We start from the raw sequence: 14,871 nt of genomic DNA, 5'->3' as shown, positions 1-14,871 counted from the left end.
GCATCTTACTGGCGATTTATGTGCATGTGCACCGCTTGCGGAGGAAAATATACCGTTTGCGGTCGAGTGGCGTCAGATATGAAATACCAGCGCATTTCAGGGCATAAGCGGGATGTACTAAAAGAGTCGCAACGTTACCGCGACCGAGACGGGAGGTGTGTCCGATGGGTTTTGAAGATATAGCAGCTTTCGGGCCCGCCGCTTGCGACACCGAGATCGGTTAGATGCGAAAAGCGAGCGCTCGTGCCGCTCTTTGGTTCCACCGGTTGGTTGGTAGGACGATCTGAGAGGGAACGCACCGGCGGGCTCGATTAATTGGATAGCCCCATTCCAGCGGTAAGAGAAAGTGGGCGAGTCCACCGTAGGATTTGAAAAGGCGGCGGCATCGCGAGGAGCGGTGCCGCCGCCTTTGTTCGCGTCAAAGGGTCCGTGCCTCTACGTGAGCAGCATCCACGCGAGCAGCAGCGCGATGACGAGCAACGCGGCTGCGATCACGGTGATGAACCTGAGGCGAGGCGCGCGCGTCTTCTCGCGGATCGAGTGTTCCTCCGCGGCAAGGGCGTTTACCTCTTCCCGGCGATCTTCGAGCTCGGCTCGATCGGCCTCAAGGGCGCGGTGGATCGCCTCCGTCACCTCGGGGTGGGCATGGATGTCCTCCGCCTCGTCGATGAGGGCCTGCGCATCCGCCGCCTCATTCATCTTCATCTCGCGTTCGCGATCTTGCTCCTTCGCGGCCTTGGTCTCATCGGCGATTCGCCCGCGCAGCTCTTTCTGGCGTTTCTCGGCGTCCTCCCTCGCCGCCGCATGTGCCTCGCGCGCGCGATCGGCCGCCGCCGCGACTTCCTCGAATGACGCCTTCGCGACGGGGATGGGCTTTTGCGCATCGTCTATCGCACGCAGGGCCTCGTCGATTTCGCGCTGCGTCTCGCGATCGATGACGGGGAGGTTTTCACGCGCATCGCGCAGCGCCGCCGCGGCATCTGAAATCTCAAGCTCGAGTTCTCGAGATCTGACGGAATAGCCCGCGGAATTTGCCGAAGGGTTGCGCTGCAGATCGGCATATTCGGCATTCAGCGCATCGAGGTGGGCCTGGGCGCTTGAAATCGCCTGTTCGGCTGCGAGCAGGCTCGCGCGCCGTTCCTCCTCGAGGCGTTCGAGGTCGCTTTTTGCGTCATCGAGCCTGTTTTGCAGGCGGCGTCCGGATTCCCGGGCGGACCGTTCCTTATCCGCGGCGGCGTCCAGGGCCGTCTTCAGGCGTTTCTCCGTCGTGGCATCCTCGTCGCTCATCTGCTTGAGCTCTCGTTTGAGTTCATCTGCCCGCGCCGTCATGTCTTCCCTGCGCGTCTCCGCCTCGCGCGCCGCCTGTTCGGCGGCGGCTTTCCTGGAGCTCTGCTCTTCGAGGATGTCGGCGTATCGATGCGCCACATCGCGGCGATGCTCGAGCTCCCGTTCGCGGTCATCGATGGTGTTCTCGAGCTTATTGAGCTCTTCTCGTGCCTCGGCGTGCGCGCGCCGTGCGGCGCTCATCGCCTTGACGCTGGCGATGCCATCGGAGAAGAACGACCCGATGTTTGCGGCTGCATTCGAGATGGCGTTTTCGTCGCCCCGATCGGATTCTTCGGCGGTTTGGGAGGGCTCTCCCGTGGGAACGCATCCCGAGGGGGTGTCGGTGCCGACGCTATCCATCGCATCGGATTCGATGTCGGCGCGCTTTCGCGCATGATGTTCCAGGAAAGACGGGAGCTTGCCCGCCTGCTCATCTGCCGGGGCGTCTTCGGGGCGGTCGATGTGCGTGCCGTCGAAATCGCGCGTCTGATCCTCTTCGTTCATGGCCCCTCCTTGTCGCGGATATGTTCATCGACGTCTATGATACGGCTTTGACGGGACTTCGCGGGGCCCGCTGGCCCCATCTGCCGAGCGCCTGCGCCCGTTTGCGGACCTTTCCCCTCGAATGCGCCTCGCCCTCGTCGCGTTGCGCTAGCGTTTCATGGTGGCATATGACACGCGAATCGCGCGTGCGCCCGCGGCGCTTTGCGCCGTGTTTTCGAGAGGAGAGTACTATGGGACTTTTCACCGGTAAGACCGTCATCGTGACCGGCGGCGGTAAGGCCACCCTCCAGGATGGCTCTGCGGGCTCGATCGGCTACGGCATCGACATCGCATTCGCCAAGGAGGGGGCGAACCTCGTCATCACCGGTCGCAACGTGGCCAAGCTCGAGGCCGCCAAGGAGTCGCTCGAGGCTGAGTACGGCATCGAGGTCCTTCCGGTCCAGGCCGATGTCTCCGCAGGCCAGGACAACGAGGCGGTCGTGCAGCATGTCGTCGACGAGGCCATCGCGAAGTTCGGCCGCATCGACGCGCTCGTGAACAACGCCCAAGCGTCCGCCTCCGGCGTCACCATTGCCGACCACACCATGGAGCAGTTCGACCTCGCATTGTACTCCGGTCTGTACGCCACCTTCCTGTACATGCAGAAATGCTACCCCCATCTCAAGGAGACCAAGGGGTCCGTGGTGAACTTCGCCTCCGGCGCCGGCCTGTTCGGCAATTACGGCCAATGCTCCTACGCCGCCGCCAAGGAGGGAATCCGCGGCCTGACCCGCGTCGCCGCGAACGAATGGGGCAAGGACGGCGTCAACGTCAACATCGTCTGCCCGCTCGCCTGGACCGCCCAGCTGGAGAACTTCCAGAACGCGTATCCCGAGGCCTTCGAGGCCAACGTCCACATGCCGCCGGCGGGCCACTACGGTGATGTCGAGACCGAGATCGGGCGCGTCGTCGTCCAGCTCTGCGGTCCCGACTTCAAGTACATGAACGGCGAGACCCTCACGCTCGAGGGCGGTATGGGCCAGCGCCCGTAAGGTCGCGGCAACGACGGTTCGGTGTCGCCGACGCGGCTGCTTTCGGCGGACGGGCGGTGCCAAGGGCATCCACCCGTGGTTGGGCGGAGCTAGAGCGTTGCCCCCGTTTTCATCGGCGCGCTCGATGCGCCATCGGCTTGAGGCGATTGGTTCGGCGTGCGATCAGGTCGAGTGGGTTCACGTTTGGCCTCCCATTCCCGGCAAGAGGCGAAAGCCCGGGAATGGGAGGCTTCTGCATGGCTTAGGACGAAGGTGCGAGTCGTTTTCTCATGGCTGAAACGGCTTTGGCGCCGTCAATCGATCGTCTTGTTGAGCTTTTTCGTATCGAAATCCAGTTTCATGAAGTAGGGGCGCCCTCTGATTCCGAATCTCCGCAGGTCGTTCACTTGGAATGATGTCCTCTACTTCCAATCTCCTCGATTACGATACGAAAAACCTCAACTTGCTTCGTTTCCCGTCCATTCCGGATGCTCTCGGCTGGCGGGCGCGCCCGGCGCCGGTCGGCCGATCCGCCAGTGCGCGCGAAGTTGCCATCCACTGCTTTCCATCGGCTTATTTGGAAGCTCCAGCAGGTTCGCAGCGGGTAGAATTGAGCGACCGACCCGGAAAGGAAGACAATGGAGCGTCAGGAAATCGAGATCGACGAGGCGCTTGCCGCGGTCGAGGACGCATTGGGCTGCCTCGACGCCGCGGCGCGCGACCTGAAGAGCGCCGGCAATTGGGGGTGGTTCGACATCTTCGGCGGCGGTTCTCTCACGTCGCTGCTCAAGCACGACAAGATGCAAGCCGCACAGCACCATCTCGCTGCAGCCCAAACGGCGTTGGCGCGCCTGGCGGACGAGCTGAACGACGTCCGGGGCTTCGCCGGGCTCGGCCCCGATGTCGGAGACTTTCTCCTCGCCGCCGACTGGCTGTTCGACAACGCCTTCATGGACGCCATGGTTCAGCAGCGCATCATTGAATCCCAAGATCGCGTGGCGCAGGCGATCGCCCAGTGCGAGCAAGTGCGCGATCAACTCCTCGCGCTCAGGCGCCCCCATCGCGGACCGGGCAACGGCCTGCCTGGCGCGGAATAGGAAAAACGCCAGATGTAAAAGGGTTTGGACAGACAAATCCCGTGTGTGCCGCTAACGTGGAGGCAACGGAAGCGCCGTCAGAGGAGGAGCCATGACAGCGGGCAACACGGGTATTGGCGCCGGCATCCGCGAGCAGCGCGAGCGGCTCGGCATGTCGCAAGAGGCGCTGGCGCGGGCGTGCATGGTTTCGCGGCAGACCATCTCGAATTGGGAGACGGGCAAGACCCTGCCCGACATCCAGAGCCTGATCTACCTCGCTGAAACGTTTGGCATCTCGGTGGACGGCCTTGTCGGTGGCGCCGGGCACGAGATCGTGCGGAGCGTTTCTGCTGATCGGCGGGAACTCGTCCTGCTGAATTATGCGCTGATATTCCTCTTGCTCATCTCCGGTGCATTTCGCATGGTGATGGACGAGGTCGAGAGACCCGTTCCAGATGTGCCGGCCGTCATTTCGTATCTCATCATTTTGGCTGGCCTGGTCGCGGTCGTCGTTCGGATGGGCATCATTTACCGCAAGCATCAATTGAGTACCAACCAGCAGATCGCCGACTATCTGATGGGGGATATCGAGTGCGGGGCGAAACCACGGAGCGTGATTCAAAGCCATCGGACCGAGCTCACCGTGCTGTTCGTCGCCATCGCCTGCCTTATGGTCGGCGTGCTATTCGAGCTTGTTTCGGGATAGGCGGTTCTTTCTTTTTGTGCTGCTCAGGCGGGAGTGCGCGGAAAGGGCGTGCCCGATAGTACAATAAGCGGCTGATATCGCGCGGTGCCGCCGGCGCGCGGATGCGAGGTCCCCTTCGCGGGAGCGCCTCGCACGGAAGGGCGATCGCCCTGTGTGCGCCCGGCACCGAATGACCGAGGAGCCGCTTCATGGATCAATCCCTGTTCAAATACGAGATCGTCGCCGAGGACCCCAAGACGCATGCGCGCGCCGGCATCCTGCACACACCGCACGGCGACATCGAGACCCCGATCTTCATGCCCGTGGGCACCAAGGCGAACGTCAAGGGCATTCCCACCGAGACGGTCAAGGACCTCGGCGCCCAGATTGTGCTCGCCAACACCTATCACCTCGCCATGCGCCCCGGCGCGGACACCGTGGCGGAGCTCGGGGGCCTGCACGACTTCATGAATTGGCACGGCCCCATCCTCACGGACTCGGGCGGCTTCCAGATCTTCTCCCATTCCGATGCAGTCAAGCTCACCGACGAGGGCGTGCGCTTCATCGCCACCGATTACGACGGCTCCCATGTTTTTTGGACACCCGAGGACAACATGGAGATCGCCATGAAGCTCGGCAGCGACATCTGCATGCAGCTCGACCAGTGCCCCGGGTACCCCGCCACACGCAAGTTCGTCGAGCGCGCCGTCGAGCTCTCCAGCATGTGGGCCGAGCGCTGCTACAAGGCCCACACCCGCGACGACCAGGCCCTGTTCGGCATCGTCCAGGGTGGCATGCACCTCGACCTGCGCCTGCGCTCCCTCAAGCACCTCGAGGAGATCGGCGACTTTCCCGGCTACGGCATCGGCGGCTACTCCGTGGGCGAGCCCCACGAGGTAATGTTCGAGACGCTCGAACCGCTCGTGTCCGAGCACATGCCGCGCCGCAAGCCCCGTTACCTCATGGGCGTGGGCAATCCCACCACGCTCGTGCGCGGCGTGGGCTGCGGCATCGACATGTTCGACTGCGTCCTGCCCACCCGCACCGGGCGCATGGGCACGGCGTTCTCCAGCACCGGCCGCATGAATCTCAAGAACGCCAAGTTCGCGAAGGACCCGCGTCCCATCGACGAGAAGTGCACCTGCCCGGTGTGCACCGGCGGCTACTCCCGCGCGCTCATTCGCCACATGGTCACGCAGAAGGAGATGCTCGGCGGCATCCTGCTGTCGCAGCACAACATCTATTTCCTGCTCGACCTCATGCGCCGCGCGCGCCAGGCCATCATCGACGGCCGCTACGCCGAGTTCCAGGCCGAGTGGATGGCCGGCGAGGGGGCCGTGGACTTCTAAAGCCGCACGTATCGCATCTGTGCGAAGGCGCCCCGACTTGGAAAGTCGGGGCGTTCTTTTTGGGTACAAGGTCCCACATGTGCACATAGCATCTGAAAGGATTCCCATGCCCTATTACGGCTACTATGGCTATGGATACGACCCGCTCTACCTGATTATCGTGCTGGTCACGACGGTGGTCGGACTGATGGCGCAGGGTTATATCAACTCCACGTACCGTCGGTGGTCGAAGGTTCCCTCGGACGGGGAGACCGGTAAGCAGGTCGCCCGCCGGATGCTCGACGCATCCGGTTGCGGCCGCGTGGGCATCCTCGGGACCCCCGGCCATCTGAGCGACCATTACGACCCGCGCGACAACAACCTCTACCTCTCGCGCGAGAACCTCTCCGGCGGCTCGGTCGCCAGCGTGGCGGTCGCCTGCCACGAAGCGGGCCATGCGGCCCAGCGCGAGAGCGGCTACTTCATGATGAAGGTCCGCCATGCCCTCGTGCCCGTCGTCAATTTCACCCAGAACGTCTGGACGATCGTGTTCCTGCTCGGATTCATGATGGATATGGCGGGCCTCACGTGGCTTGCCATCGCCATGTTCGCGTTCTCCGTGTTGTTCCAGCTGGTGACGCTGCCCGTCGAGATCGACGCGAGCCGCCGTGCCGTGGCCTATATCGAGGGTTCGGGGATGAGTGAGGTGAATGTGCGCGGCGCTCGCAAGGTGCTGACCGCCGCGGCGCTCACCTACGTGGCGGCGGCGCTCTCCAGCGTGCTCCAGCTGATGTACCTCCTCGCCCGTACGCATCGCGACGACGACAACTAACGTTGTCCGCACGGCGCGGTAAGGTGTTGACGGAAGGACGAGAAGAGGAGGTGTTCGCATGAGTGGCTGGAATTTGACGGGGGCCGCGCCCAGTCGGTCGGTTGCGGCCGAGATGGGCGAGTCCGATTCGGAAGCCCTGTCGGTTTCGCAGGCCGCCGAGCTTGCCGCCGGCGCACTGCACGGTGTCCCCAAGATCACGGTCTTGGGCGAGGTCACCGGGTTTCGCGGCCCGAACGCCCGCAGCGGTCACTGCTATTTTCAGATCAAGGACGAGTCGGCCGCACTCGAGTGCATCGTGTGGAAGGGCACCTACGACAAGCGCGCGTTCGATCTGCGCGACGGCCTGCAGGTGCTGTTTACCGGCACGTTCGACCTGTACAAGCCCACGGGCAAGATGAGCTTCAAAGCGAGCTCCTTCACCCTGGCGGGGGAGGGGCTGCTGCGTCAGCAAGTCGCCCAGCTCGCGGAGAAGCTTCGCCGCGAGGGGCTCATGGAACCCGAGCGCAAGCGCCGTATCCCCGTGTTCTGCACCCGCGTCGCCGTGGTGACCTCGCTTTCCGGTGCGGTCATCAACGATGTGAAGCGCACGCTTCGCCGCCGGAACCCCATGGTCGAGGTCGTGTGCGTGGGGGCCAAGGTTCAGGGCGAGGGCGCGCCCGCGGAGCTCGTCGAGGGCCTGCGCCGCGCCGCCGCGATCGCACCCGCGCCCGACTGCATCCTGCTCGTGCGCGGAGGAGGCTCCTTCGAGGACCTCATGACCTTCAACGACGAGGACCTGGCCCGCGCGGTTGCCGCATGTCCCGTGCCGGTGGTCACGGGCATCGGACATGAACCGGATAACTCGATCTGCGACATGGTGGGCGATCGCCGCTGCTCTACGCCCACCGCGGCGGCGGAGTCCGTCGCTCCGGAGTTTTCCGAGCTGGTGGGCGCCCTCGACGGACGAGAGCAGCGCTTGCAGCGCGTGCTCGAGGGCAAGATCGCCCACGTCGGCTCCGCTTGCGACGGGCTGGGCGGCAGGCTCGGTCGGGCCATGGAGGTCCGGCTCGAGCGTGAGCGCCGGTCGCTGGACGCCTTCGCGACGCGCCCCTGCCTCACCAGTCCCGCAAATATCGTGGACCGTCGAGAGGCGGAACTCGCGCAGACCGTCGACCGATTCTGCATCGCTTGCGAGCGATCGCAGGGTCGTTTCACCGTGGAGCTCGACCGCATGGCTCCTCGCTTGCGCTCGAGCGCGGCGCACATGGATCGTATGGGTCACGGCCTCGAGCTCGCGGCATCGCGCCTCAGGTCTAAGGGTGCCCAGTTGTTGAGCGCCCCTTTGGCGGAACTCGGCCGTTCAGCGGCCGCGCTTGACGCGCTTTCGCCGCTCAAGGTCCTGGGCCGAGGCTACTCGATCGCCTATGACGGCGATGGCTCGGTCGCCACGCGCGTCGATGCGTTCCATACGGGCGACGCCTTGCGCCTGCGCATGGTCGACGGTGACGTGCTGGCGACGGTCGATGCCGTCGAGCGGGCCGAGGCGCCACGCGGCTAGCATGCTTCGGGGTATTTTCATCATGAGGTCCTGCCGCCCGTGCGCGGCGACGAGAAAGGATAAGGAACATGGCCGAGTACAAGAACGTCGAGGATCTCTCGTACAAGGAGGCCTCCACCGAGCTGGAGCTCATCATCCGCAGTCTCGAGTCGGGTGAAATGGAGCTCGAGGAGTCGCTCGAGAGCTACACGCGCGGCGTGGAGCTGCTCAAGAGCCTGCGCTCCCGCCTCGCCGGTGCCGAGCAGAAGGTCTCGGTGCTGCTCAAGGACATCGACGGCAACGACGAGCTCGTGCCGGGCGCCCCTGCCGACGACTCCGACGCCCTCAACCTGTAAATTAGCTACGATGTGTAAAGGGGGACGGGTGCGTTTTACACATCCGAGGCGCCCTTGCGCTCACTGCATACAGTTTGTCGTGTGCAGATGTGTAAAACGCACCCGTCCCCCTTTACACATCAAGACGATTGGAGCCCTCCTATGTCCGATTGCATTTTCTGCAAAATCGCCTCTAATGAGATTCCCTCCACGGTCGTATACGAGGACGACCTCGTCATCGCCTTCGACGATCTGAACCCCCAGGCTCCCGTGCATACGCTCGTGATCCCCAAGGCGCATCATGAGAACATCATCGACGGCGTTCCGGCCGAGACGCTCGCCGCCATGACCCACGCCGTCGCCGAGGTCGCGCGCATCAAGGGCCTCGACGAGGGTTTCCGCGTCATCTCCAACAAGGGTGAGGCCGCCGGGCAGACCGTCATGCACTTCCACCTGCACGTGCTGGGCGGCAAACCGCTGGGTGAGGGTCTCATCTAGGACGGTCTTCCGCGGAAGCATCGGCGAGCGGTGATGAGTGCCGCCCAATTGCGCGTCGTTCACGCTATGATAGAAGCATACGTGTAAAACCGCCCGGATCCACCGGGCATGTGAACCACCAAGGAGTGCCATGAACGTCCTCGTTCTCAACGCGGGTAGCTCGAGCCTCAAGTTCCAGCTCATGAACACGAAGACCCGCGAGGTCTTCACCAAGGGCAATTGCGAGAAGATCGGTCTTGAAGACGGTATCTTCGGTCACAGCGAGGGTGGCGAGAAGGTCAAGGAGACCGTCGACTTCCCCGACCATGGCGCCGCGGTCCGCAAGGTCATCGATCTCATCAACGAGCACGGCTTCGAGATGGACGCCATCGGCCATCGCATCGTCCAGGGCGGCTGGCACTTCACCGACTCCGCGCTCGTCGACGACGAGGTCCTCGCCAAGATCTACGAGGTCGCCCCGCTCGCCCCGCTCCACAACTATGCCGAGGCCGGCGTGATCGAGTTCTGCCGCGAGGCCTACCCGAGCATCCCCAACGTCGCCGTGTTCGATACCTCCTTCCACATGGGCATGCCCGAGATGTCCTACACCTACCCGCTGCCCAAGGACGTGCGCGAGAAGTATCACGTCCGCAAGTACGGCGCCCACGGCACGAGCCATCGCTATGAGTGGAAGACCGCCAAGGAGATGCTCGGCGACCGCTGCCACCGCCTGCTGTCCTGCCACCTGGGCAACGGCAGCTCCCTGTGCGCCATCGAGGACGGCGTCTGCCGAGACACCACCATGGGCCTCACCCCGCTTGACGGCCTCATGATGGGCACCCGCTGCGGCTCTATCGACCCGGCGACCGTGTGCTACCTCCAGCGCGTGGGCGGCTACACCGTCGATGAGGTCGACACCATGATGAACAAGCAGTCCGGCCTGCTCGCCATGTACGAGAAGACCAGCGACGCGCGCGACATCCGCGAGGCCGCGCTCAAGGGCGACGAGAAGGCCCTGTTCGCACTCGATATGTTCGCCTACCGTGCGATGCTGCACTCGGGTTCCATGATCTTCTCCATGGCCGGCGTCGACACCATCACCTTCGCCGGCGGCATCGGCGAGAACGACTGGCCCACGCGCCAGGCGTTCTGCGAGTTCCTGGAGTGGCTCGGCGTCCGCGTCGACCGCGAGAAGAACAAGCAGTGCGTGGGCGGCATCGGCGGCGTCATCTCCGCCGCCGGCTCCAGCGTGACCGTCGCGGTCATCCCCACGGATGAGGAGTACATGATCTCCTTGGATGTCGAGCGCCTGGTCAAGTAGGTGCACTCGGCATAGCCAAGTACCGGTCGAACGCGAAGCGGCCCCTCAGGCGAGGGGCCGCTTTTTTCATCGGGCGAGGTTCGGGGTGCTGCGGATCGCTTGCGCGCGACGCGCCTTCACCTGGAGCGCCGGACGCTACTTGACGGTTAGCACGGGAATCTCCGAGGAGCGCAGGACGCCGTAGCTCACGCTGCCGAGCATGCCGCGCAGCGCTCCGAGGCCGCGCCGCCCCATGATGATGAGGTCGCAGCGGTGGTCCGCCGCGTAGCACGTGATCCCGTCGACGGGGGAGGGCGCCAGGCGGGTGTCGATGACGAGCTTCGCCTTGACGGCGTCGATGTCCTTTCCCAGTATGGCTGCCACATTGTCGTGCAACTCACGGTCGGAGCGCTCCGCGATCGACGTCAGGAGCGTCTCGTAGCTCGCGTAGTCGATGGGCGCCTCGCCGAACGCGCCGGTGGCGGTGAGCATCGAGGGCGGCATGATGTCGTTCGAGGCGACCGTGACGATGTGGATGGTCGCCCCCGGGTCACTCCCCACGAGGTCGATGGCCAGGTGCAGCGCGGCGTGCGCGTGCTCGGAGTCATCGAAGGGAACCAAAATGTTGCTGAATACCATGGGTGCCCCTTTCTCTCGTCTCGGCATCCGTTATAGACCCTGTACCCTTTGTGCGGCGAAGTAGTCCGCGAGAGCGTCGCGGCGGACGGTCTTAAGCGGCGGCGCCGGAATCTTAAGGAAAGGCCCCGCGGCCCCGGGTGTGTTCAGCCGGGGCCGCGGGGCCTCGTGCGCGGTGTCGGGGCGTGGGGCGCGCCGTGGGACGGCGGTGCTACTCGGCCATCTGCGCCTGGACGGCGGTGATGGCCACGACGCCCACGATGTCGTCGGCGGAGCAGCCGCGGGACAGGTCGTTCACCGGCTTGGCGATGCCCTGCAGGATCGGGCCGTAGGCCTCGGCGCCGCCGAAGCGCTGGACCAGCTTGTAGCCGATGTTGCCGGTCTCGAGGTTGGGGAAGACCAGGACGTTGGCGTGGCCGGCGACCTTGGACTCGGGGGCCTTCAGCTCAGCGACGGACGGCACGATGGCGGCGTCGAGCTGCAGGTCGCCGTCGATGGCGAGCTCGGGGGCCTTCTCCTTGGCGAATGCGGTGGCCTCCTGGACCTTCTTGGCGGTGTCGCCGCCGGCGGAGCCCATGGTGGAGTAGGAGAGCATGGCGACCTTGGGCTCGACATCACCCATGAAGGTCTTGAAGGAGTTGGCCGACGCGATGGCGATCTCGGAGAGCTCGTCGGAGGTGGGGGCGATGTTCAGGCCGCAGTCGGCGAACACGAGCGTGCCGTCGGCGCCAAACTGCTCGGTCTGAGTGCACATGATCATGAAGGCGGAGACCAGCTTGGTGCCGGGGGCAGTCTTCAGGATCTGCAGTGCCGGGCGCAGGGTGTCGGCGGTGGAGTGGCAGGCGCCGGAGACCAGGCCGTCGGCGTCGCCCATCTTGACCATCATGGTGCCGAAGTAGGTGGCGTCCATGACCTGGGCGCGGGCCTGCTCGATGGTTACGCCCTTCTTAGCGCGGAGCTCGGCGAACTTGCTCGCGTACTCCTCGTGCTTCTCGGCGTTGCGGGGGTCGATGACGGTGGCGCCGGGGACGTCGATCTCGTCGGGGTTGCCCAGGATCACGAGGTTGGCAAGGTCCTCCTCGACGATCTTCTTGGCCGCTTCGATGGTGCGCGGGTCCTCGCCCTCGGGCAGGACGATGGTCTTCTTGTCGGCCTTGGCGGCGACCTTCATGCGGCTCAGGAAATCACTCATGCAAACGCTCCTCGTCATGCGCGCCCATCTTCGTCCATATCTGATGATGAGCTTTATTGGTGTGACAGGGGTAATTATATGCCCCGACCGTTATAATCGGTTGGATGAAAACGCGATGCGCGGCTCATGACGGCCCCGCGCGCCGCGAGAGGGAACATTTGCCGTCGCCACCTGCAAGGAGCTGTCATGCAGATCAATTCAGGTCTCCCTGAGGATTTCAACCCGAGCGCCTACGACATGATCGTCGTCGGTGCGGGCTATGCGGGTGCGGTGTGCGCCCGTCGCCTCGCTGAGACCGTCGGCTTCCGCGTCGCCGTCCTCGAGCGCCGCAACCACATTGCCGGCAACGCCTACGACTACCTGGATGAGGCCGGTGTGCTCGTTCACATGTACGGCCCGCACATCTACCACACCTTCAGCGAGCGCGTGCACACGTTCCTGTCCCGCTTCACCGAGTGGACCGATTACCAGCACAAGGTGCTCGCCAACGTCCACGGCACGCTCATGCCGGTTCCCTTCAACCACAAGAGCCTGCTGCTTGCGTTCGGCGAGGAGCGCGGCGAGGAGCTGTACGCCAAGCTCGTGGAGACGTTCGGCAAGGACGTGAAAGTCCCCATCCTGCAGCTGCGCGAGAAGAACGACCCCGACCTGGCCGAGATCGCCGACTACGTGTATGAGAACGTGTTCCTCCACTACACGATGAAGCAGTGGGGTCAGACGCCCGACGAGATCGACCCCTCCGTCACCGCCCGCGTGCCGATCTTCGTCGGCGATGACGACCGCTACTTTCCGCAGGCTCCCTACCAGGGCATGCCCGCGGAGGGTTACACCGCCCTGTTCGAGAACATGCTCGATCACGATTGCATCGACGTTTTCTGCGACGTGGACGCCCGTGACATCTTCGAGCTCACCGACACCACGGTGAAGGTCTGCGGCAACGTCTACGGCGGCGAGGTGATCTACACCGGCCCGCTCGACGAGCTGTTCGACCTCGATCTGGGCGCCCTGCCGTATCGTACGCTCGACATGAAGTTCGAGACCCTCGACATGGATCAGTTCCAGCCCGTGGGCACCGTGAACTACACCGTTTCCGAGGACTTCACTCGCATCACCGAGTTCAAGAACATGACCGGCCAGGAGGTCCCCGGTAAGACGACCATCATGAAGGAGTACAGCCACGCCTATGAGCCGGGCAGCGGCCAGACCCCGTACTACGCGATTCTGGACCCCGACAACCGCAAGCTGTACGAGAGCTATCTCGAGCGCGTCTCTCACATTACGAACTTCCATCCGGTCGGTCGCCTGGCTGAGTACCGTTATTACGATATGGACGCCGTGACCGCCTCTGCCCTCAACCTTTCGGACGAAATCATCGCCTGCCATGCCTAATGTCGACTATTCCGCACTCGCCGCTTCCTATGATGTGGAGGCGGCTCGAGCCGCATTTCCCATCAAGACGCTGTCTGTGACCCCGGCGGGGGAGGGCCACAAGGTCCTCTCCTTCGGCATTCCGAGCTACAACGCCGCCAAGGACATGGACCATTGCATCTCATCGATTCTCGAGGGCTCCAAGTGCGCCTCCGATATCGAGATCATCATCGTGAACGATGGCTCCAAGGACGAGACCGGCGCCAAGGCCGACGAGTGGGAGGCCCGCTATCCGGGCATCGTCCGCGTGGTGCATCAGGAGAACGGCGGTCACGGTATGGCCGTCCGTGCCGGCCTGCGCGAGGCGCGCGGCACGTACTACAAGGTCGTCGACTCCGATGACTGGCTCGACGCGGATGCGCTCGCCACGATGCTGCAGCTTCTGCGCGGCTTTGAGGAGCGCGACCTGCGCGTGGACCTGTTCATCTCCAACTACGTGTACGAGAAGGTCCATGAGGGTACGCACACCACCATCAGCTACCGCATGGCCCTGCCGCGCAAGAAGGTCTTCACGTGGGGCGATATCGGCCGCTTCCGTCCGGATCAGAACCTGCTGATGCACTCGCTGTGCTATCGCACGGACGTCCTGCGCGCGCATGACCTGCCCATGCCGCCTCACACCTTCTACGTGGACAACATCTACGCTTACGTGCCGCTGCCCAACTGCGAGACGCTGTACTACGCCGACATCGATCTCTATCGCTACTTTATCGGCCGTGAGGGTCAGAGCGTGAACGAGGAAATCATGGTCGGCCGCCTTGACCAGCAGTTCCGCATCACGCGCATCATGATGCAGGCGTATCACCTGTATGAGGACGTGCCTCAGGAGAGGCTGCGTTCCTACATGATGGGCTACTTCACCATGATGATGGCCATTTGCTCGGTGTTCACCAAGCTGTCGGACAAGCCCGGCATCGAGGACGAGCTCGCGGACCTGTGGGCGGAGCTCAAGGCTTACGACGAGAAGATGTACCGCAAGGCGCGTCACGGTGTGATCGGTATCGGGACGAACCTTCCCGGCAAGCTGGGCGAGAAGACCACCATCGGCATGTATCACCTGGCGAGCAAGATCTTCAAGTTCAACTAGTTTCACGCCTTGCCGTGTAATTGGGGACGGGTGCAAATTGCACATCGAGCTTGATGTGCAATTTGCACCCGTCCCCTTTTGCACACCCGCGGCAAGAGGTCCATGCGGTGGGGTAGACTGGTTTCGTTAAACGACGAAA

General features: G+C 63.7%; 14 protein-coding genes. 11 read left to right on the top strand and 3 right to left on the bottom strand.

Features of this window, described 5'->3' with window-relative positions:
* Window positions 1–435: 435 nt before the first annotated feature.
* Window positions 436–1,830 (bottom strand): coiled-coil domain-containing protein, encoded by a 1,395-nt coding sequence (locus FY258_RS05260; RefSeq protein ID WP_118103733.1) that lies wholly within the window; start codon window positions 1,828–1,830, stop codon window positions 436–438.
* 230 nt (window positions 1,831–2,060) lie between these two features.
* On the opposite strand from FY258_RS05260, the gene FY258_RS05255 reads away from it, so the two are divergent.
* The 9 genes from FY258_RS05255 to FY258_RS05215 all read left to right on the top strand — a co-directional run bounded on the left by FY258_RS05255 (window position 2,061) and on the right by FY258_RS05215 (window position 10,410).
* Window positions 2,061–2,861 (top strand): SDR family NAD(P)-dependent oxidoreductase, encoded by an 801-nt coding sequence (locus tag FY258_RS05255; protein ID WP_118103731.1) that lies wholly within the window; start codon window positions 2,061–2,063, stop codon window positions 2,859–2,861.
* Between the two features lie 617 nt (window positions 2,862–3,478).
* The gene (locus tag FY258_RS05250; protein WP_118103729.1) at window positions 3,479–3,937 is read left to right on the top strand and encodes a hypothetical protein; all 459 of its coding nucleotides are present in this window, start codon (window positions 3,479–3,481) and stop codon (window positions 3,935–3,937) included.
* 91 nt (window positions 3,938–4,028) lie between these two features.
* On the top strand, window positions 4,029–4,622 hold the full coding sequence (locus tag FY258_RS05245) for a helix-turn-helix domain-containing protein (RefSeq protein WP_118103727.1): 594 nt from the start codon (window positions 4,029–4,031) through the stop codon (window positions 4,620–4,622).
* Window positions 4,623–4,810: 188 nt separating this feature from the next.
* A complete protein-coding gene (tgt, locus tag FY258_RS05240; protein ID WP_118103725.1) occupies window positions 4,811–5,950 on the top strand; it encodes a tRNA guanosine(34) transglycosylase Tgt in 1,140 nt (379 codons plus the stop codon).
* Window positions 5,951–6,056: 106 nt separating this feature from the next.
* Complete coding sequence (locus FY258_RS05235) at window positions 6,057–6,761, top strand: zinc metallopeptidase (protein WP_118103723.1); 705 nt, start codon at window positions 6,057–6,059, stop codon at window positions 6,759–6,761.
* Window positions 6,762–6,819: 58 nt separating this feature from the next.
* On the top strand, window positions 6,820–8,298 hold the full coding sequence (xseA, locus tag FY258_RS05230; protein ID WP_118103721.1) for an exodeoxyribonuclease VII large subunit: 1,479 nt from the start codon (window positions 6,820–6,822) through the stop codon (window positions 8,296–8,298).
* A gap of 68 nt (window positions 8,299–8,366) precedes the next feature.
* Window positions 8,367–8,633, top strand: coding sequence for an exodeoxyribonuclease VII small subunit (gene xseB / locus FY258_RS05225; RefSeq protein WP_118103719.1), 267 nt, complete (start codon window positions 8,367–8,369; stop codon window positions 8,631–8,633).
* A gap of 141 nt (window positions 8,634–8,774) precedes the next feature.
* Window positions 8,775–9,110 carry an HIT family protein gene (locus FY258_RS05220; RefSeq protein WP_118103717.1) on the top strand — a complete coding sequence of 112 codons (336 nt, stop codon included), beginning with the start codon at window positions 8,775–8,777 and terminating at the stop codon, window positions 9,108–9,110.
* Window positions 9,111–9,240: 130 nt separating this feature from the next.
* Complete coding sequence (locus FY258_RS05215; protein WP_118103715.1) at window positions 9,241–10,410, top strand: acetate/propionate family kinase; 1,170 nt, start codon at window positions 9,241–9,243, stop codon at window positions 10,408–10,410.
* A 135-nt stretch (window positions 10,411–10,545) separates the two neighbouring features.
* Here the strand turns inward: FY258_RS05215 and FY258_RS05210 are convergent, their stop codons facing one another.
* Together FY258_RS05210 and pta are read right to left on the bottom strand one after the other, a co-directional pair.
* Complete coding sequence (locus tag FY258_RS05210) at window positions 10,546–11,028, bottom strand: universal stress protein (RefSeq protein WP_118103713.1); 483 nt, start codon at window positions 11,026–11,028, stop codon at window positions 10,546–10,548.
* Window positions 11,029–11,236: 208 nt separating this feature from the next.
* Window positions 11,237–12,217: a phosphate acetyltransferase gene (gene pta / locus FY258_RS05205; protein ID WP_118103711.1), complete on the bottom strand. Its 981-nt coding sequence runs from the start codon at window positions 12,215–12,217 to the stop codon at window positions 11,237–11,239.
* Window positions 12,218–12,403: 186 nt separating this feature from the next.
* On the opposite strand from pta, the gene glf reads away from it, so the two are divergent.
* Together glf and FY258_RS05195 are read left to right on the top strand one after the other, a co-directional pair.
* A complete protein-coding gene (gene glf, locus FY258_RS05200) occupies window positions 12,404–13,606 on the top strand; it encodes a UDP-galactopyranose mutase (protein WP_118103710.1) in 1,203 nt (400 codons plus the stop codon).
* Window positions 13,599–14,732, top strand: coding sequence for a glycosyltransferase family 2 protein (locus FY258_RS05195; RefSeq protein WP_118103708.1), 1,134 nt, complete (start codon window positions 13,599–13,601; stop codon window positions 14,730–14,732). Before glf ends, FY258_RS05195 begins: the two co-directional genes overlap by 8 nt.
* Window positions 14,733–14,871 lie beyond the last annotated feature (139 nt).

The organism is Collinsella intestinalis (assembly GCF_902364775.2).
GTDB lineage: Bacteria > Actinomycetota > Coriobacteriia > Coriobacteriales > Coriobacteriaceae > Collinsella.
This window is presented reverse-complemented; position numbering and strand designations above follow the sequence as displayed.

Excerpts from the sequence above, each read along its gene's own strand:
- FY258_RS05260 (WP_118103733.1), bottom strand. The coding sequence starts at position 1,830 with ATGAACGAAGAGGATCAGACGCGCGATTTCGACGGCACGCACATCGAC.
- FY258_RS05255 (WP_118103731.1), top strand. The coding sequence starts at position 2,061 with ATGGGACTTTTCACCGGTAAGACCGTCATCGTGACCGGCGGCGGTAAG.
- FY258_RS05250 (WP_118103729.1), top strand. The coding sequence starts at position 3,479 with ATGGAGCGTCAGGAAATCGAGATCGACGAGGCGCTTGCCGCGGTCGAG.
- FY258_RS05245 (WP_118103727.1), top strand. The coding sequence starts at position 4,029 with ATGACAGCGGGCAACACGGGTATTGGCGCCGGCATCCGCGAGCAGCGC.
- tgt (WP_118103725.1), top strand. The coding sequence starts at position 4,811 with ATGGATCAATCCCTGTTCAAATACGAGATCGTCGCCGAGGACCCCAAG.
- FY258_RS05235 (WP_118103723.1), top strand. The coding sequence starts at position 6,057 with ATGCCCTATTACGGCTACTATGGCTATGGATACGACCCGCTCTACCTG.
- xseA (WP_118103721.1), top strand. The coding sequence starts at position 6,820 with ATGAGTGGCTGGAATTTGACGGGGGCCGCGCCCAGTCGGTCGGTTGCG.
- xseB (WP_118103719.1), top strand. The coding sequence starts at position 8,367 with ATGGCCGAGTACAAGAACGTCGAGGATCTCTCGTACAAGGAGGCCTCC.
- FY258_RS05220 (WP_118103717.1), top strand. The coding sequence starts at position 8,775 with ATGTCCGATTGCATTTTCTGCAAAATCGCCTCTAATGAGATTCCCTCC.
- FY258_RS05215 (WP_118103715.1), top strand. The coding sequence starts at position 9,241 with ATGAACGTCCTCGTTCTCAACGCGGGTAGCTCGAGCCTCAAGTTCCAG.
- FY258_RS05210 (WP_118103713.1), bottom strand. The coding sequence starts at position 11,028 with ATGGTATTCAGCAACATTTTGGTTCCCTTCGATGACTCCGAGCACGCG.
- pta (WP_118103711.1), bottom strand. The coding sequence starts at position 12,217 with ATGAGTGATTTCCTGAGCCGCATGAAGGTCGCCGCCAAGGCCGACAAG.
- glf (WP_118103710.1), top strand. The coding sequence starts at position 12,404 with ATGCAGATCAATTCAGGTCTCCCTGAGGATTTCAACCCGAGCGCCTAC.
- FY258_RS05195 (WP_118103708.1), top strand. The coding sequence starts at position 13,599 with ATGCCTAATGTCGACTATTCCGCACTCGCCGCTTCCTATGATGTGGAG.